The following is a 19,106-nucleotide window of genomic DNA, read 5'->3' on the forward strand; positions in this document are numbered from 1 at the left end:
TAACTTTCATTCCCACTCACCTCGATGGTCACGTAAACCATCGACCTGAGCGGAACGGGATATTATTGTGCTGAACCAGGCAGCATCTTTTTATCAGTAATCAGTCCGTGACGAAGAGCGCATCATAGTCGAAGCCTTTTAATTGCGCGATTTTCATACAATCAACGAGACTGATTAAAACGAAACAGCGGTAACAGGTAATGCCGGGACTGCGCAATGATAGCCTGCAACGTTTCAGATTCCAGCTGACGCCAAAGACGTTGATACCAGATATCTTCGCCTTCGCCGCTCACCATCATGTTGCCTTCATAAGCCTGTAAAAACTTTGTTCTGGCCTTCTGTAAGGTGTCATCGTCGTCTAACATGACATCATTTTCAGCGTCATAACAGGCTTTTATCCATGCGCCGCCGCTTTCCGGCAGTACCAATAGCGGAGAAGACATGCCTTCCCGGTAGCCTTCAATCAGTTGCGCCAGGTAAGCCATTGCCTGCGTTTTATCAAGAGGCGGAAATCGCCATTCTCCCTCTTTGCGCAAAAACAGGCGACTTTCGCCACTCCCGCCGCTGGCACAATAGACAAGGTGTTCCAGCCAAAGTTGCACACCTTGCGCCACGCTGATTAAAGCGGGACGCCAGCGCAATAATCCATCCTCCTGTACCTGCGGTAGCCAGCCGGTTAGCTGAACGCCATTGCAAAGCAGATCCACTTCCAGGCTTTGGCTCGGCTTACGGCAGGCGATGACCCGGCTTGCCAGTTGCTGCATCTCCTGACATTGCGCATCCCAGAATATTTCGCCAAACGCGCCATAAGGCAACTCTCCCGCAGCCCGGAAACGGCGGAACAAGCGTTCGGCATCGTCCTCTTCAACCAGCGTATTGAGCAACTGTTGGTTAAGTTGATATCGCGTCAATCCCTCTAATTCAAACGGTTCCGCATCAGGAATCTCACTCTCTTCCGAGCGGAAATTAACCTGAAGCCGCATCTGAAAAAATGCGCGTACCGGATGGGCCCAAAAACGCTGCAGACTTTCCAGAGTCAATGTTTCCGGCATCGTAAAAGGAAGCGGCTGCACAAAGTCAGAATGCGCTTTCCCCGACTGACTCGCCGCAGGCAACCACTCTCTGGCATAACTTTGCTGTTCGCCGGGTTGGTAATTTTGCGCATCAAAAGGCATACGGGTATGCAGACGCGTAATATGCGCTTTGACTCGTGCTTCGCTCTCATCACAGGTCAGCGTTTCGTCGCCCGGCAAATAGTGGCTTTGCCCGATGTAATCCACCAATTCTTGCACCAGTACAGAGGGAAAGCGTTCGCTATTATCCTGGATGGAGCGACCGATGTAGCTGATATACAGCGTCTGCTGCGCCGAGATTAACGCTTCCAGAAACAGGTAGCGGTCATCGTCGCGACGGCTACGATCCCCGCGCATGGGTTTTTGGCTCATCAGGTCAAAGCCCAACGGCGCAAGCTGGCGCGGGTATACGCCGTCGTTCATTCCCAGCAGGCAAACGACTCTGAACGGAATGGAACGCATCGGCATCAGCGTACAAATATTGATGGGGCCCGCCAGGAAGCGCTGGCTAATACGTTCCTGATCCAGACGCTGCGCCAGTTCATCCCGCAGTAGCGAAATCGGTACCGCATCGCCATATTCCGCCGCGACACCTTCGGCGATAATGGCCTGCCACTGCTGTTCAATCAATGTCATTGCCGCTTCCGTGTCCGCATCGGGCAGGAAGAAATCATTGAGCATGTCGCGACAAACGGGCAACCACTCTTCCAGCGGTCGCTCCTGCGCCAGACCGCGCCGCCAGATATTAAGCTGCATCAGCAGCGAAGCCAGATGCCCGACCAGCTCAGCAATCAGACCGCTGGATTCGTCATAAGGCAGAACCGACTGCCACTCGCCCTGGGCGCTTTCCATCGCATACCCCAGCAGCATACGCGTCAGGCCAAATTGCCATGTATGCTGCCCCGTGGCAGGAAGTTCCAGCTCTCGTACGTTGTCATCGTCAATTCCCCAACGAATGCCTGACTCATTGACCCACAAGCGCAAATAACGCAACCCTTCTTCGTTGATCGTAAAGCGGGCAGCCAATACCGGTACGTCTAACAACGCCAGAACATCCTCGGAGACAAAGCGGCTGTCCGGTAACGAAAGTAGGCTGATAAATGCCTGTAACACCGGATGTGACTGACGCGCCCGCCGATCGGAAATGGCATAAGGCAGATAGCGCTCCGTTGGCGCGCTACCAAATACCGCCTGGATAAACGGGCTATAGCTGTCAATATCAGCCACCATAACGATAATGTCGCGCGGCGTTAGCGTCGGATCGGCTTCCAGCATCGCCAGCAGGCGATCGTGCAGTATCTCCACCTCGCGCTGCGGGCTGTGACAAACGTGAAAAGAGAGACTGTTATCCTCAGGATCGAGCAGACGCTTATTGTCGCTGCGTGAATACTCCTCAAGATTTACGCCCGCCACCGCATGGCTTTCCAGTTCAAGAATATCCGCCTGAATCCGATGCAAAAGATTATCTGGCGTAATATCAGCAAACGCATCCAGCTCCTGGCTATTTTCCAGTTCAGATAGCAGGTAGATATAATCCCGTCCCAGTTTTCCCCATGAGGCCAGTAGCGGATTACCGATATCCTGTTCACCGTCGCTGTTAAATAAGGCTTCCGGATTCTGGTTTTCACGGAACAACGGTAAATGACGGTCTTCAAAACTGTGACGACGCTGGCGAGCCATAAGTTTTGCCAGCCAGGCAGGGTCTTTAATGTCCCCCCAGTAATACCGACACGGATTAGTAAAAAGGAGATGGATTTCAATATGTTTACCCAGCGCCTGCAATGCTCTGAGATACACTGGCGGTAACGCGGAAATGCCGCAAATAAAAACGCGGGACGGCAACCCTGGCGGGCAGGCGGTCGCGCTCTCCAGCGTTTGAATAAAGCGTTGGTAGAGATTGGCGCGATGCCAGCGCGGCTGCCCCAGCGCGGCGGTATATTCCACCAATGCTTTCCACAGCGGCGCCTGCCAGTTTTGCGCCTCCCCCAGACCTTCCACGGTTTTTCCCGCTTCCCACTGCGTAAGCCAGTCAGGCCGATAAACCAGATACTGATCGAACAGGTCGGCGGCGCGCGCGGAAAGCTGAAAGAGTTTGCGTTTATCGGTGTCGTCGGTCAGATAATGGCGCAGCAGTACAAACTCATCCTTATCCAGCAACTGCGGCAGCAAGGTCATCAGTTTCCAGCTCATGCTTTGTTTGCTGAAAGCGCTTTCTTTGGGGATATCCGGCAACACGCGAACAAACATCTCCCAGATAAAACTCGCCGGTAACGGAAAAGCGATATTCGCCGCAATACCAAACTTTTGTGAAAGGGTCATCTGCAGCCACTGCGCCATACCCGTGCTTTGTACCAGAATCATTTCTGGTTCAAAGGGATCATCCAGCCGCTCGCGTTCGACGATGAATTCCATCAACGCTTCCAGCACATCCAGACGATTGGAGTGGTAGACCCTTAACATAATTACTCCTGACGATTAACGATTTGGACAATGCAAGCGCGTCATCTGCCCCTGCCTGCCAGAGGGTGAAACCATCGTGACGCTGATGCTGACACATCCCGATTGCGTTGTCTGCATCCGGTTGGCCTTCCAGCCTTCAGCAGGCGAAAATGGATACAGCGCCGTTTGCTGCCACGCCTGCCGCCAGATCTGAAGATACTGGTGTCGTAATGCAAAACTGTGCATTAATACCCGCTGATAGCCTGACAGCGCGGTGACGATCATTACCATTAGAACCATCGCCACTAAAACTTCCGGGAGGCTAAACCCGCGTTGTAAATTCAGGGGATGCGACATAACGCCACCTCTTTTAACGGACAAAAATCGCTCCAGCCGTGGGGAGAAAAGACAATGCTTCCCTGAATGACGTTGCCCAAACGCCATAACGTCATGCCATCATCTTGCGCCACCATCACCACCTCATCCCCCGATAATCTCCGCAAACAGACCCTCGCTCCTGAAGGGGAATAGCGCCGACATTCCATTTCGGTTACGCCTGACCATAGCTGCCCCCGCCCCCATTCCAGCGCCGACTGTACGAGCGCCTGGCGTTGTATCGCCATGCTCTGCGTCGTCACGCGGGCGGCATAGCTGGCCTGCTGCTGATTTACGCCTTGCAGTAGCAGACTACCCAGAATCAGTATTAAAAGCGCCAGTATTAGCGAAGAAGCGCCACGTTCCCGATTCACAGATTAAATCCCGTTACGCTGTATTGCGCGTCAATAACCGTCTGAGGCTCGGCTTTGCTGGCACCGCGCAGATGCAGCATGAGCACTGGCGAGAATCCCGTTATATCCCGGCGCTCAACGGTAAACGCCGTGATGAGTACCGTATTGGGATCGGTCATTTTTTCCCATCCCTTACCCTGGCAAGATGTTGCTCCGCGTAATGTCTCCAGAACGTTATCCTTCATACGGAACCCGGTCTGGTCGGCCTCTTTCGCCGGTATGGTATCCCAGACACCGTTATTATTCCCGTCCCACTGAACGATGACGCATTGCCCCTGTTCGGCAAGATGTAACCCTTCGCCAATACAGTGGCCATGGCAGTAACCCGCACGTTGAAGATGCTTCGCTACGGTATAGGTTCGCTGCCAGATTTCATCTTCCAGCGATAACTGTCGCGTGTTGTGCCAGATCTCACGCTGTAGCGCCGGTAAAAATCGTGCGGACCCAAGCAGTAAAATGGAACCTATCGCCATCGCCAGCACAACCTCCAGTAGCGAGAACCCCCGCGTGGTTATTGACACGTGGCGGCCTCGTTACGCTCACATAGCCTGATTCGCCCCCAGGAAGAGACGACCAGACGCCACTCTCCGGCAGCGTTTTTCAGTACGATGTGCCCTGCCCATGCCGTATTGCGCAGGCCAAAGAAGGCTAACGACGGCGTGATATCGGCAAGGACGACATCATGCCAGTCGGGCGTAAACACAAAGGGGGAAGATGGCGTACACGATGTTTGCGTAGCAACAGAGCTGACAAAGCACCATGAACCGCCTTCGCTAACCACGCGAAGAATGTGATCGCGGTTATGCCAGTGAGCGTCCTCACGAAGTTGCAGCAGGTAATCCCGCACCTGACATGCGGTTTGCCACAGGCGCTGTTGCTGCTGCCAGCGTTGCCAGCCATAAAGTCCTGTGGCGCTGAGAATGATAATGAGCGACATCGCGACCACCGTTTCAATGAGCGTATAGCCCTGTTGTTTTTTCATGTCGGCAGTATGGCGGGCGGAAGAAAAATAACGAGCGCCAAATACAGATTGTTCGGCGCGTTACGGAAAAAAGTTCATGTTTTGCAGCGTGTTGCAAAATTTCAGGAATCCGCGCCGAAGATTGAGACAAAGGGTAAAAAAAACCGACGCGCGATGACGTCGGTTATGGCAGGATCGTCAGCGCTTAGATAGCGACCGGCGCTTTAATACCGGGGTGCGGATCATAGCCTTCAATTTCGAAATCATCGAACCGGTAGTCAAAAAGCGAATCAGGTTTACGCTTAATGACCAACTTCGGCAGCGCGCGCGGTTCACGGCTTAATTGCAGGTGCGTCTGCTCCATATGGTTGCTGTACAGGTGCGTGTCGCCGCCGGTCCAGACAAAATCGCCGACGTCCAGGTCGCACTGTTGCGCCATCATATGCACCAGTAACGCGTAGCTGGCAATGTTGAACGGCAGACCGAGGAACACATCGCAGGAGCGCTGATAAAGCTGACAGGAGAGTTTTCCATCTGCGACATAAAACTGGAAAAAGGCGTGACACGGCGCCAGCGCCATCTTATCCAGCTCGCCGACGTTCCACGCAGAAACGATAATACGACGAGAGTCCGGATCGTTTTTAAGCTGGCTTAAGACCGTGGCGATCTGATCGATATGGCGGCCATCCGGTGTTGGCCATGCACGCCACTGCTTACCATAAACCGGGCCTAAATCGCCGTTCTCATCGGCCCATTCGTCCCAGATGGTGACATTATTTTCGTGCAGGTAAGCGATGTTGGTATCGCCCTGCAAAAACCATAGCAGTTCGTGAATAATTGAACGTAAATGGCAGCGTTTTGTCGTCACCAGCGGAAAGCCTTCCTGCAGGTTAAAACGCATCTGATGGCCAAAAATGGAAAGCGTGCCGGTGCCGGTACGGTCGTTTTTCTGTGTGCCTTCATCCAGCACTTTTTGCATCAGTTCTAAATACTGTTTCATGGTTCCTCAGGAAACGTGTTGCTGCGGGCGGCGGCGATATGCCCAAACCATCATGATCGCGCCAGCGATAATCATCGGGATAGAGAGAATCTGCCCCATGCTGATGTACTGTACCCACGCGCCGGTAAATTGCGCGTCCGGCTGGCGGAAGAATTCAACAATGATACGAAACGCGCCATAGCCAATCAGGAATAATCCGGAGACTGCGCCCATCGGACGCGGTTTGCGAATAAAGAGATTAAGGATGATAAACAGCACCACGCCTTCTAATGCCAGCTCATACAACTGGGAAGGGTGGCGCGGCAATACGCCGTAGGTATCAAAAATAGGCTGCCATTGCGGATGTGACGGCAGCAGCGCAATATCTTCCGCGCGTGAGCCAGGAAAGAGCATGGCAAACCGGAAGTCAGGATCGACGCGCCCCCACAATTCACCGTTGATAAAGTTGCCCAGACGCCCGGCGCCCAGGCCGAACGGAATTAACGGCGCAATAAAATCAGACACCTGAAAGAACGAGCGCTTCGTGCGCCTGGCGAAGATAATCATCACCAGTATCACGCCGATAAGCCCGCCGTGGAAGGACATGCCGCCGTCCCAGACGCGGAATAAATAGAGCGGGTTATCCAGAAACAGAGGGAAGTTATAAAACAGGACATAGCCAATACGTCCCCCCAGGAAGACCCCCAGGAAACCTGCATAGAGTAAATTTTCAACTTCGTTTTTGGTCCAACCGCTTCCCGGACGGTTAGCGCGACGCACCGCCAACCACATCGCGAAAACGAACCCCACCAGATACATCAAGCCATACCAGTGAAGCGCGACGGGCCCAATTGAGAAAATGACCGGATCAAAGTCCGGAAAATGCAGATAGCTACTGGTCATCTGTCACCACAATTTCTTGTTATTTCGCTGAAGAGATAGCGATTGATAAGCGCGCCTGCGCGTTGCAGACGCTCCAAAGGTGCGAATAATAGCACAAGGGTTAAAAGCGAGATGCCGATTACCGTTAAAAGATATGTATACGCATTGTCTTTCATCTTGCAGGCGTGTTGTCTGCGCCGTGAATCCACAGTCACTCTCTTTTCCCGCTCCGGTCGTTACAACCCTCCTCGAATCAATCCCCCCATCCCGCGGCGCTCCATAAACGCCGCCACCTGATGACGCACTTCGGTCGCCATCTGCGCCTCAAGGCTGCGTCTGGCAAGGGTTTGCGCGTCTTCAAAATCGATATGCCGCAGCAGATATTTCACACGCGCTACCGAACGGCCATTCATCGAAAGATGGCGATATCCCAGACCGATAAGAATCGCCACACACATCGGATCGCCCGCCATCTCGCCGCACAAGCGAAGATCGAGACCATGTTTTTCGGCTTCCTGCGCAATCATGGACAGTGCGCGCAGCATAGCCGGATGCAAACTGTCATAAATACTGGCCACGCGGGTATTGTTGCGATCTACCGCCAGGATATATTGCGTTAAATCGTTGGTGCCGACCGAGATAAAGTCGATCCGGTTAGCCAGATGCGGCAGCATAAATACCATTGATGGTACTTCCAGCATAATGCCGATACGCGGTTTCGGGATCGCATAGCCGATCATCTCCTCGACCTCGCGCCCGGCGCGTTCGATCAGACGTCGCGCTTCATCGACTTCATCAATACTGGTGACCATCGGCAACAAAATGCTGAGGTTGCCAGTCGCCGCATTGGCGCGCAGCATCGCGCGGACCTGGATCAAAAAGATCTCCGGCTGATCCAGCGTAATGCGGATCCCGCGCCAGCCCAGACACGGGTTCTCCTCGCTGATCGGCATATAGGGCAGTTGCTTATCCGCTCCCACATCCAGGGTCCGCAGCGTCACCGGTTTATCGTTAAACATTTGCAGCATCCCTTGATACTGCGCCACCTGCTCTTCTTCCGAGGGAAACCCGCTTTGCAGCATAAAGGGAATTTCAGTACGGTACAGGCCGATACCGTCGATCCGACTGCCTAACTTTTCCTCATGCTCGGGACTGAGCCCGGCATTCAGCATCACTTTGACTCGCTCGCCGCTTTTCAGTTGGGCGGGAAGATTGACGTCGTCCTCCGCCAGACGACTGAGTTCTATCTCTTCACTAATGAGCCGCTGATATTCCTGAATAAGCACGGGTTCAGGATCGACCAGTAATTCACCGCGATAGCCATCCACCACCAACGTACGGCGATGTAGCACCGAAGGCTGGATATCCGCTCCCATGACGGTCGGGATACCGAGCGCGCGCACCATAATCGCCGCATGCGAGTTTGCCGCGCCGTCGCGCACTACAACGCCCGCCAGCCTGTCCTGCGGCAGCTCCGCCAGGGTGGTCGCCGACAGCTCATCCGCGACCAGAATAAAACGTTCCGGCCAGGCGTTTGGCCCCTGAACTGAATCATCAAGGTGGAATAACAGCCGCTGACCCAGCGTGCGTAAGTCTCCCGCACGTTCTTTGAGATAGTTATCGGTTAGCGCCGCAAATTGCTCGGCAAATTTTTCGATGATTTTTTTAACGGCCCACTCCGCAACAGCGCCTTTGTCGACCTCGGCGAAGAGTTCGCGACGCAGTCTGGCGTCTGAAAGCAGGTGTGAGTACAGATCGAAAATGGCTGCCGTCTCTTTTTGCGCGCCAGCGGCAAAGCGTTTGCTGTATCGTCGGAATTCGTTCGCCGCCTCTTCCAGCGCGCCGGTCAGTCGTTCGCGTTCAAGAGAGGTATCCAGCGTAGACGCTTCGTAAACCTGTTCCATCAGCGGCATGGTCGCGTCTTGCCAGCCCGTTGCGATAGCCACGCCCGGCGCCGCAGGAAGCGCGCGGATTCGCGTCTGCCGATATTGCCCGAACAGCGCTGTGACCTGCGACTGCGACAGGATAGCCGCCATCTGCGTAGCGAGCGTGACGAGGAAAGACTCTTCGCTTTCATCGTACTGGCGCAATTCGCGCTGCTGTACGACCAGCACGCCGAGAAGTTGGCGACGCTGAATGATCGGCACGCCGAGAAACGCGCGAAAACGCTCCTCTTTTACCGAAGGAATGTATTTAAAGCTGGGATGTTTTTGCGCATCGGCAAGGTTAATGGGTTCCGCCAGCCTGCCCACCAGACCTACGATCCCCTCATCAAACGCAAGCGCAACGGTTCGGCCACGCGGTTTTTTCAACCCCCGCGTCGCCATCAGGTAATAACAGCGTCGGTCATGATCGGCCAGGTAAACCGAGCAAACCTCTGTATCCATCGCAAGACAGATATCCGTGACCAGAATATTCAGCGCCTCGTTCAGACGCGGCGCACTGGCCACTTTTTCGACTATTTCGCGCAGGCGAGTGAGCATAATTTGCGTGGCTTAACCTCTTTTACGTCGATAAGCAGGCGCGCTTTGTAGCTTAGGGGGATTATCCTGAAGCGCCATGACAACACTTGCAAACTCTTTCATTACCCTGCGGTAGACATCGCGTTTAAATGACACCACTTGTCGAACCGGATACCAGTAACTTACCCAGCGCCAGCCGTCAAACTCCGGCGTACTGCTGGTTTGCATATTGATTTCGGCGTCGGCGCTCATTAACTGCAAAAGAAACCACTTTTGTTTCTGGCCGATACATACCGGCTTTGTGTCCCAACGCACCAAACGTTTTGGTAACTTGTAACGCAACCAGTTGCGAGTAGAAGCAAGGATCCGCACATCTTTACGGCTTAACCCAACTTCTTCAAACAGTTCCCGGTACATCGCCTGTTCTGCCGACTCCCCTGGATTTATCCCGCCCTGCGGGAACTGCCAGGAGTGCTGACCAAATCGCCGGGCCCACATCACCTGCCCCTGACGATTACAAATTACGATACCTACATTTGGGCGGTAGCCATCGTCATCAATCACCGGACTACCTCAACATAAACCTTATATATGAACGATTGTTTCATACTCCAGTGAGGCGGTAAACCACTCTGTAATAGTGACACAGCCTAATAACAATTGAATAACTCACAGTAAATAGCCGAGTTATAAACAGATGATGACGCCCTTGCGCCATTTTATTCACCTTTTCTGTGGATATAGTTGTGAAGAAGTATGGAATTACCACGGGAAAACCCAGAACAGTCTGAATTCCTCATGCTGAAAACAGTAAAAATAGTGCCTTATATTCATTGTGTTATAGACAAATCTTACATGCCACCTTCATAAAGCGTGACCAGCATCACATCTAAGATCCTTATGCTGATGAAAGATCAACCAGCGTCGGTTTTATCCACAGATTGTGCCAATAACTTACGCACTATTTGTCTGAATTTTCGATTTTCGTCGCACGTCAAGGCTGTAAATGGAAACAGTAGTGGCGGTTTTACACAGTTATCCCAACTTTCTGTGGATAACATAGTGTAAGATCCTGTTTATTGTCAGTGACCAGAATTGGAAAACCCGCTTCAGCGTTGCGCAACACGAAGAAACAACACAAAAAAGGCAATAAAAATCAGTCTATTGAATATAAGACACAGAAAAAGATAAACTCTGCCCATACGGTATAAAATCACTGCTCATTTTTTGACCTAAGGTAATTGTCATGTCCGCTCTTTGTCCGCTACTGACTCCGCCTGCTTCGGAAGCATTGCTGTTAGCCCAGGCGCGGCAGCTTTCCGGCTATACGTTAGGCGAGCTGGCGGCGATGGCCAGCATTACCACGCCTAAAGATTTGAAGCGAGACAAAGGCTGGATCGGCGTCTTGCTGGAGATCTGGCTCGGCGCCAGCGCCGGGAGCAAGCCGGAGCAGGATTTCGCCGCATTAGGCGTAGAACTGAAAACCATCCCGGTGGATAGTCTGGGTCGTCCTCTGGAAACAACCTTTGTTTGCGTGGCGCCGTTAACCGGTAACAGCGGCGTGACCTGGGAGACAAGTCACGTACGACATAAATTGAAGCGCGTGCTATGGGTGCCGGTCGAAGGCGATCGCAGCATACCGTTAGCCGAACGCCGCGTAGGTTCGCCGCTACTCTGGAGTCCGAGTGAAGAAGAGGACAGGCAGCTACGCCTCGACTGGGAAGAGCTGATGGACATGATAGTGCTGGGCCAGGTGGAACGCATTACCGCCCGCCATGGCGAAGTCTTGCAACTACGACCCAAAGCCGCCAATGCCAGGGCGCTCACCGAGGCTATCGGCGCGCGCGGGGAACCTATTTTGACGCTACCGCGTGGATTTTATCTGAAAAAAAATTTTACGCAGGCGCTGCTGGCTCGCCATTTTTTATTGCAGAATCCGTAACGTCCATTACACGCAAATGCGCCTCAGCTATGGCTACGCATCGGGCCGACGCCGGATAAACGTAAGCGTATTGTCGCCGCTATTTTACACCGTTCCTGGTTGCGCAAATTCAGCCTGGGCTTTCGCCCGTCACTCGACGGGCCTATAATTACCGCTTCTTTTTTTGGCAGGACTTTGTTCGATGTTATTTGCATGGATAACCGATCCTAATGCCTGGCTGGCGCTCGGTACGCTGACGCTGCTGGAGATTGTACTTGGGATCGACAACATTATTTTTCTTTCTCTGGTGGTAGCAAAACTTCCTACGGCGCAACGAAACCACGCACGGCGGCTTGGGTTGGCGGCGGCGATGGTTATGCGCCTGGCGCTGCTGGCGTCAATCGCCTGGGTCACTCGGCTGACTAATCCGCTGTTTGAGCTTTTCGGCGAAGCGATTTCCGCCCGCGATCTCATTCTGTTACTGGGCGGGTTATTTTTAATCTGGAAAGCCAGCAAGGAGATCCATGAGTCCATCGAAGGCGAAGAAGAAGGGTTAAAAACCCGGGTTTCTTCTTTCCTGGGCGCAATAGTGCAGATTATGCTGCTGGATATTATTTTCAGCCTTGATTCAGTTATCACAGCGGTTGGCCTCTCCGATCATCTGTTTATTATGATGGCGGCAGTCGTTATTGCCGTGGGTGTCATGATGTTTGCGGCACGGCCCATCGGCGAGTTTGTCGATCGCCATCCGTCGGTAAAAATGCTGGCGCTCTCCTTTCTGATCCTGGTTGGCTTTACCCTGATTCTGGAAAGTTTCGACGTTCACGTTCCGAAAGGGTATATCTATTTCGCCATGTTCTTCTCTATCGCAGTAGAGAGCCTGAACCTGTTGCGTAATAAAAAGAATCCGCTGTAATCCTGTCTCGCTCCCCCGCCGGGGAGCGAATACTCACTTTATTTCCTTTCTTCTCACAGATTAAGATTTTGCTGCTTCCGACATGCAGAGCTGCGCGTTATTACTAGACTATTATCAGACATATGATTAACAGACTATTATCAGATGCAGGCTATGTGAGGACAAACGGATGAAAAAGTGGGCAGTTGTAATTTCCGCAGTAGGGTTGGCTTTTGCGGTATCCGGATGCAGCAGCGATTATGTAATGGCGACGAAAGATGGTCGTATGATCCTGACCGATGGAAAACCACAAGTTGACGATGATACCGGTCTGGTCAGCTATACCGATGCACAGGGAAACGAGATGCAAATCAACCGTGACGAAGTGTCTCAAATCATCGAACGTTAAGCGGTGGCCTGTGATCGAGGTCAGCGTTCTGCAAGCCTTCAGGCTGCGTCCCGTAACGGTGCGTGGCGACCACGCCCGGTAACAATTACGCCGCGCAGCCTGCAATTTTACTTTCCCTTTTGCCTTCCCTCTGCCATTTTTATTGTCCTTTGTCGGGAATTTCTGACTTCATAATAAAAAGGAAACGGCTATGCACTATCACCGTATACCCCACAGCTCGCTCGAAGTAAGTACGCTAGGGCTGGGCACAATGACATTTGGTGAACAAAACAGCGAAGCCGACGCTCACGCACAGCTCGACTATGCCATCGCAAATGGCATTAACCTTATCGACGCCGCCGAGATGTATCCGGTACCGCCGCGCCCGGAAACACAAGGGCTGACGGAATCCTATATCGGTAACTGGCTCGCCAAACGCGGCAACCGTGAAAAACTGATCATCGCCAGCAAAGTTAGCGGACCGGCACGTAATAATGATCAAGGCATCCGGCCTCATCAGGCGCTGGATCGTAAAAATATTCGCGAAGCGCTACACGACAGTTTGACCCGGTTGCAAACCGACTATCTGGATTTGTATCAGGTGCACTGGCCGCAGCGCCCCACTAACTGCTTCGGTAAACTCGGCTATAACTGGACGGACTCCACGCCAGTAGTAAGTCTGCTGGAGACGTTAGACGCGCTAAGTGAGTTTCAGCGAGCGGGTAAGATTCGTTATATTGGCGTTTCAAATGAGACAGCGTTTGGCGTTATGCGCTATCTGCATCTGGCGGAAAAACATGACCTGCCGCGTATTGTCACTATCCAGAACCCCTATAGCCTGTTAAACCGCAGCTACGAGGTCGGACTGGCGGAAGTCAGCCAGTATGAAGGTGTTGAATTGCTCGCCTATTCCTGTCTGGCGTTTGGCACATTAACCGGTAAATACCTGAACGGGGCCAAACCCGCAGGCGCGCGGAATACCTTGTTCAGCCGCTTCACACGTTACAGCGGCGAACAGGCGCAAAAAGCCGTTGCCGCCTACGTCGATATCGCGAAGCGTCACAATCTTGATCCGGCGCAGATGGCGCTGGCCTTTGTTCGCCGCCAGCCGTTTGTCGCCAGTACGTTACTGGGCGCAACCACGATGGCGCAGCTCAAGACGAATGTGGAAAGTCTGCATCTGACGTTAAGCGAAGAGGTCCTGGCGGAGATTGAGGCGGCGCATCAGGTTTATACCTACCCGGCGCCGTGATAGTCAGTGCCCGGTGGCGCTACGCTTCCGGGCTTACAGAGACAATGTAAGCCGGATAACGCGCGCTCGCCGCCCGGCATATTCACTCAGTATGATGCCTGCCGGCGCTGCCAGATCCACAGCGCCGCGATCGCCAGCGCGAACAGCACGCCAAAGCCGATACCTATCGCCACTGCCGGAACGCCAACCAGCACCGCCAGCGAGTACAGTCCCAGCATTAATAGCATGGCGCTATTCTCGCCCAGATTTTGTACGGCAATGGCATTCCCGGCGCCAACGCTCTTCTTACCGCGCTCCTGGAGCAAAGCGTTGAGCGGCACCACAAAAAAGCCGCCCAGCATACCTATCAACAGCAACAAGGCATAAGCAGGCAGCAATGCGTGCTGTAATGAGAAGATCGCAACCACAACGCCAATCAAAATCCCGGCGGGCATACAGCGCGATACGGTCTCCAGCGTCACCAGTTTTGCCGCCGCGCCCGCGCCGACCACAATGCCTACCGCCACCATGGCGTTCAGGTAAGTCGGCGTGGCGTTATCCGTAATCCCCAGCGCCACCGGCACCCACAGCACCAGCAGAAAACGCAGCGTCACGCCTGCGCCCCAGAATAGCCCGGTCCCCACCAGCGAAAAACGCGTTTCACCGTTACGCCAAAGGACAACGCAAGCGCTGAAGAAGCTACGCGTCATCGCCGACAACCGCCAGGATTGTCCTGGACGCGCCGCCACAAGCTTCGGGATAAACAGGTTCGCCGCCACTGCGCCAGCGTAGGCCAACGCGCAGGCAACCAGCGCAGCGATGACATGCCAGTCGGCCAATACGCCGCCCGCGACGGAACCGAGCAAAATCGCCGCAATCGTAGAGGCTTCCATCAGGCCATTGGCTTTCACCAGCTTATCGCCCGTCGTCAGTTCGCCCAGAATACCGTATTTCGCCGGAGAATAAGCCGCCGCGCCAATCCCGACCAACGTATAACCGACAAAAGGATTTACGCCGAGGCAGATACCTGCCGCTCCCGCCAGTTTAAGACCATTGGCGACCATCATCACCCGGCCTTTGGCAAAGCTGTCCGCTATCTGGCCGACAAACGGCGCAAAAAGAATGTAAGCGCCCACAAACACCATTTGCAAAACAGGCTGGCTCCAGTCCGGGTAAAACTGAGCTTTCAGCAGTGCCAGCGTCGCAAACAGCAACGCATTATCGCCAAAAGCCGAGAGAAACTGCGCGACAATCACCGACAGCATCCCTTTCGACCAGATGGAGGTGTTAGTACGTACTGACTCACTCATGATGTTGTTCCGGCGCATCCACCCAACTTTTCAGCGTCACAAAATCGGGTTTCCCGCTGCCAAGCAAGGGAAGCTGCTTCAGATAACGGATATCACGCGGGACGGCAAGTTCCGGAATACCGTGTTCACGGGCATAGTGCTGTAACTTTTCTCGGGTGAGTTCGCTGTCAGTCGTAAACAGTACCAGCGCTTCACCTTTGCTGGCATCGCTTTTAATGGCGGTAGCGTGCATTTTGTCCGCCGAAACGCCAAGCGCCAGTTGCTCGACCATCTCCAGCGAGACCATTTCGCCAGCAATTTTCGCAAAGCGTTTCGCGCGCCCCTGAATCTGCACAAAACCATTTTCATCGAAGCGTACAATATCGCCCGTGTCGTACCACCCGCGCTCGGTTTCGCCGCTGGCGTTTTCCGCCGACGGCACCTCCAGCACGCCCGGTTTTTCCACGCGCAGATAGCCATTCATGATATTCGGCCCTTTCAGCTGTAGCCGACCGCCGTTTTCAATACCGGGCACCGCCAGCAGACGCGCGTCCATGCCAGGCAGAATGCGGCCAACAGTGCCAGGCTTAGCCGCCATCGGCACGTTAATCGAGACTACTGGCGCGCATTCCGTTACCCCGTAGCCCTCAAGAATGCGCAGACCGAATTTATCCTGCCACAGTTGTTTGGTGCTCTCCTGAAGTTTTTCCGCACCGGCCACCACATAGCGCAGGCGATAAAAATCATACGGATTGGCAAAGCGCGCATAGTTGCCGAGGAAGGTTGACGTACCAAACAGCACGGTACAGTTACGGTCATAGACCAGTTCCGGCACAATGCGATAGTGCAGCGGACTTGGATAAAGAAATACTTCCGCGCCGGTCAACAACGGCGTAAACAGGCCCACCGTCAAACCGAACGAGTGAAAGAGCGGCAGCGCCGACATAAAACGGTCATTGGCGGTGAAATCCGCAATCGTTTTTATCTGCTCGACGTTCGCCAGAATGCTTTTATGGCTGTGCACCACCCCTTTCGGGTGCCCTTCCGAGCCGGAGGTAAAAAGAATGATCGCCGCGTCTTCCGGCTGCTGTTTTACCTGCGCCAGTCGCGGCGCCAGGAGGTGGGCAAAAATCCATAGCTTGTCGGCGGGCGTGACGTCCGCTTTTAAATCTTCCAGGTAAACCCAGCGAACCTGCGTTAGCTGTTCCGGCAGGTGCCACAATTTACCTTTATCGAGGAACTGGCGGGAGGTAAAAATCGTTTTAATTTCCGCCGCGGTAATCGCGCTGGTCAGCCCTTTTACCCCCGCCGTGTAGTTCATCATGGCCGGAATGCGGCGACGAGAAACCGCGCCGAAAATCACCGCCGCGCTGATGGCGGCATTCGGCAGCATTAAACCGATTTTCTCGCCCTCAACGCTGTACTTTTCCAGAATCCGGCCAACAAAAAGCGTCTTGGTCAGTAACTTACGATACGTATCCGGCGTAAAGTTAATGTCCTCAATACAGTTTTTACCTGCGCCGTAACGATATTGCGCCGCCAGCAACGATTCGTATAACGTCTCGCGCGGGCGCACCGCCATACGCGCTTCCATCATGATCTGGTGCAGCATCTCACCCGCTATCTTACGTCTGTCGCGCGCGCGCGGCGCTTCCGGCATCGGTATTTGCGTCGGCGGTAAAATATGAAGCTGAATGCGGGGGAATAAGCGCCGTTTAACCAGACCTTTAAGGCGACTGAAAGGCGTAAGCTCCGCGCCGTCAATACGGAGCGGAATGACGGTTGCGCCCGATTTTGCCGCCACAAAGCCTGCGCCGTCATAAATTTTCATCAGCGAGCCGGTCACGGAAATCCGCCCTTCCGGGAAAATCACCACTGGACGCCCCTGCTCCACCAGGCGCACCAGGTGTTTAATGGACATGGGTTTAGTGGGATCGAGCGGCACAAAATCGATCAGCGGCGTTAACCAGCGCATATACCATTGCTGGCTGATGGAGGTATATACCGCAAAGACAGGCCGTACCGGCAAAAACAGCGCCAGTAGCATACCATCGATAAATGAAACGTGATTGGGGGTAATTAAGACCCGGTTCCCCTGTAGCGCCCGGACATCGCCAGTGACGCGCACACGATAAAGCACGCGAAACAGGTTACGGAAAAATCCAAACAGCATTTCAACTCCCTTTGGCCGACAATTCGCTAAAACATGAATTGTGGCAGATTACACGAGTTGCGTAACAGGAGCGATAGCAAAATAGGTTCGAAAAAAAACCTGCGCATCCGCGCAGGTTGGTGCAAGAGACAGGTACGAAGAGCGTACCGAATAATCTCACCAATCAATACCTCTGGGATCTTGATTGTGGGCTTCGCGCGTCTGCATCGCCAGTCCGAAAACGCAAAGGAATAAACGGAAATGCAACGAGTTGTGTAAATTATCCGTTACTGTTACAGGTTCAGGCGAAACAAAAAAAAACCTGCGCATCTCTACGCAGGTTGGTGTAATTCGTGTGATCAACAATGACGTTGATTCCACCTATCAATACCTCTGGGATCACCACTCTATCAACCTGACTCGCTGGCCTGCCAGCAGACAATCGCAACAGCGCTTCGCAAACTGTAACGAAAGATTTGTATTGTCACTTTACAGACGCATTTCTCCCGTGCAGGTCACATTTGCCCGACACGGCGGGGCAAGAGGCTTGAACAGAAGTTCATTTTCCGTAAAACTGGCGTAATGTAAGCGTTTACCCACTATAGGTATTATCATGGCGACCATAAAAGATGTAGCCCGACTGGCCGGTGTTTCAGTCGCCACCGTTTCTCGCGTTATTAACGATTCGCCAAAAGCCAGCGAAGCGTCCCGGCTGGCGGTGACCAGCGCAATGGAGTCCCTGAGCTATCACCCTAACGCCAACGCGCGCGCGCTGGCACAGCAGGCAACGGAAACCCTCGGTCTGGTGGTCGGCGACGTTTCCGATCCTTTTTTCGGCGCGATGGTAAAAGCCGTTGAACAGGTGGCGTATCACACCGGCAATTTTTTACTGATTGGCAACGGGTATCATAACGAACAAAAAGAGCGTCAGGCTATTGAACAGTTGATTCGTCATCGTTGCGCAGCGTTAGTGGTACACGCCAAAATGATTCCGGATGCGGACCTGGCCTCATTAATGAAGCAAATCCCCGGCATGGTGCTGATTAACCGCATTTTACCGGGGTTAGAACACCGCTGTGTCGCGCTGGATGACCGTTACGGGGCATGGCTGGCGACCCGACATCTGATCCAGCAAGGTCATACGCGTATTGGGTATATCTGTTCCAACCACACCATCTCTGATGCCGAAGATCGCCTGAGGGGCTATTACGATGCGCTGGCGGAAAGCCATATTCCGGCTAACGATCGGCTGGTGACGTTCGGCGAACCGGATGAAAGCGGCGGCGAGCAGGCGATGACTGAGTTATTAGGTCGCGGCAGAAATTTTACCGCAGTGGCCTGCTATAACGACTCGATGGCGGCTGGCGCGATGGGAGTATTAAATGATAATGGCGTGGGGGTGCCGGGCGAAGTATCGCTCATCGGTTTTGATGATGTACTGGTCTCACGCTATGTGCGTCCCCGACTGACCACCATTCGGTATCCGATCGTCACCATGGCGACACAGGCGGCGGAACTGGCGTTAGCGCTGGCAGGGAAATGCCCTACGCCGGAAGTAACTCATGTATTTAGTCCGACACTGGTACGCCGACATTCGGTATCCACGCCGACGGATACCGGACACCTGTCGACAACCGATTAATCAG

General features: G+C 53.6%; 16 protein-coding genes. 5 read left to right on the forward strand and 11 right to left on the reverse strand.

Annotated elements, in window-relative coordinates; translation table 11 throughout:
* Positions 1-161 precede the first annotated feature (161 nt).
* The 9 genes from recC to rppH form a co-directional block, all read right to left on the reverse strand.
* Positions 162-3,533, reverse strand: coding sequence for an exodeoxyribonuclease V subunit gamma (recC, locus tag ABVM99_RS05595; protein ID WP_023194895.1), 3,372 nt, complete (start codon positions 3,531-3,533; stop codon positions 162-164).
* Positions 3,534-3,548: 15 nt separating this feature from the next.
* Positions 3,549-3,869, reverse strand: coding sequence for a prepilin-type N-terminal cleavage/methylation domain-containing protein (locus ABVM99_RS05600; protein ID WP_000019294.1), 321 nt, complete (start codon positions 3,867-3,869; stop codon positions 3,549-3,551).
* Positions 3,854-4,261 (reverse strand): DUF2509 family protein, encoded by a 408-nt coding sequence (locus tag ABVM99_RS05605; protein WP_023194896.1) that lies wholly within the window; start codon positions 4,259-4,261, stop codon positions 3,854-3,856. The genes ABVM99_RS05600 and ABVM99_RS05605 overlap by 16 nt, the downstream gene beginning before the upstream one ends.
* Entirely contained in the window at positions 4,258-4,821 is a 564-nt protein-coding gene (locus ABVM99_RS05610) for a prepilin peptidase-dependent protein (RefSeq protein ID WP_000029150.1), read from the reverse strand. Before ABVM99_RS05610 ends, ABVM99_RS05605 begins: the two co-directional genes overlap by 4 nt.
* A complete protein-coding gene (locus ABVM99_RS05615; RefSeq protein WP_000744665.1) occupies positions 4,812-5,282 on the reverse strand; it encodes a prepilin peptidase-dependent protein in 471 nt (156 codons plus the stop codon). The genes ABVM99_RS05610 and ABVM99_RS05615 overlap by 10 nt, the downstream gene beginning before the upstream one ends.
* Positions 5,283-5,466: 184 nt before the next feature.
* Entirely contained in the window at positions 5,467-6,261 is a 795-nt protein-coding gene (gene thyA / locus ABVM99_RS05620) for a thymidylate synthase (protein ID WP_000816247.1), read from the reverse strand.
* 6 nt (positions 6,262-6,267) lie between these two features.
* Positions 6,268-7,143: a prolipoprotein diacylglyceryl transferase gene (gene lgt / locus ABVM99_RS05625; protein WP_000204645.1), complete on the reverse strand. Its 876-nt coding sequence runs from the start codon at positions 7,141-7,143 to the stop codon at positions 6,268-6,270.
* Between the two features lie 215 nt (positions 7,144-7,358).
* On the reverse strand, positions 7,359-9,605 hold the full coding sequence (gene ptsP / locus ABVM99_RS05630) for a phosphoenolpyruvate--protein phosphotransferase (RefSeq protein ID WP_000957887.1): 2,247 nt from the start codon (positions 9,603-9,605) through the stop codon (positions 7,359-7,361).
* Between the two features lie 12 nt (positions 9,606-9,617).
* Positions 9,618-10,148, reverse strand: a complete 531-nt coding sequence (rppH, locus tag ABVM99_RS05635) for an RNA pyrophosphohydrolase (RefSeq protein ID WP_000564481.1) — start codon at positions 10,146-10,148, stop codon at positions 9,618-9,620.
* A gap of 682 nt (positions 10,149-10,830) precedes the next feature.
* Between rppH and mutH the strand changes: the two genes are divergently transcribed.
* From mutH to ABVM99_RS05655, 4 genes are all read left to right on the forward strand, one after another.
* Positions 10,831-11,526, forward strand: a complete 696-nt coding sequence (gene mutH, locus ABVM99_RS05640) for a DNA mismatch repair endonuclease MutH (RefSeq protein WP_023194897.1) — start codon at positions 10,831-10,833, stop codon at positions 11,524-11,526.
* 181 nt (positions 11,527-11,707) lie between these two features.
* Positions 11,708-12,421: a TerC family protein gene (locus ABVM99_RS05645; RefSeq protein WP_000895635.1), complete on the forward strand. Its 714-nt coding sequence runs from the start codon at positions 11,708-11,710 to the stop codon at positions 12,419-12,421.
* A gap of 169 nt (positions 12,422-12,590) precedes the next feature.
* The gene (locus tag ABVM99_RS05650) at positions 12,591-12,809 is read left to right on the forward strand and encodes a YgdI/YgdR family lipoprotein (protein WP_000758662.1); all 219 of its coding nucleotides are present in this window, start codon (positions 12,591-12,593) and stop codon (positions 12,807-12,809) included.
* Positions 12,810-12,999: 190 nt separating this feature from the next.
* Positions 13,000-14,040, forward strand: coding sequence for an NADP(H)-dependent aldo-keto reductase (locus ABVM99_RS05655; RefSeq protein ID WP_000558960.1), 1,041 nt, complete (start codon positions 13,000-13,002; stop codon positions 14,038-14,040).
* Between the two features lie 86 nt (positions 14,041-14,126).
* Here the strand turns inward: ABVM99_RS05655 and lplT are convergent, their stop codons facing one another.
* Both lplT and aas read right to left on the reverse strand, forming a co-directional pair.
* Positions 14,127-15,329, reverse strand: coding sequence for a lysophospholipid transporter LplT (lplT, locus tag ABVM99_RS05660; RefSeq protein WP_000004686.1), 1,203 nt, complete (start codon positions 15,327-15,329; stop codon positions 14,127-14,129).
* A complete protein-coding gene (gene aas, locus ABVM99_RS05665) occupies positions 15,322-17,481 on the reverse strand; it encodes a bifunctional acyl-ACP--phospholipid O-acyltransferase/long-chain-fatty-acid--ACP ligase (RefSeq protein ID WP_023194898.1) in 2,160 nt (719 codons plus the stop codon). The genes lplT and aas overlap by 8 nt, the downstream gene beginning before the upstream one ends.
* Before the next feature lie 592 nt (positions 17,482-18,073).
* Here aas and galR point away from each other — a divergent pair.
* Positions 18,074-19,102: an HTH-type transcriptional regulator GalR gene (galR, locus tag ABVM99_RS05670; protein WP_000201030.1), complete on the forward strand. Its 1,029-nt coding sequence runs from the start codon at positions 18,074-18,076 to the stop codon at positions 19,100-19,102.
* Positions 19,103-19,106: the final 4 nt, after the last annotated feature.

It is taken from the genome of Salmonella sp. SJTUF15591 (genome assembly GCF_043356435.1).
Lineage (GTDB): Bacteria > Pseudomonadota > Gammaproteobacteria > Enterobacterales > Enterobacteriaceae > Salmonella > Salmonella enterica.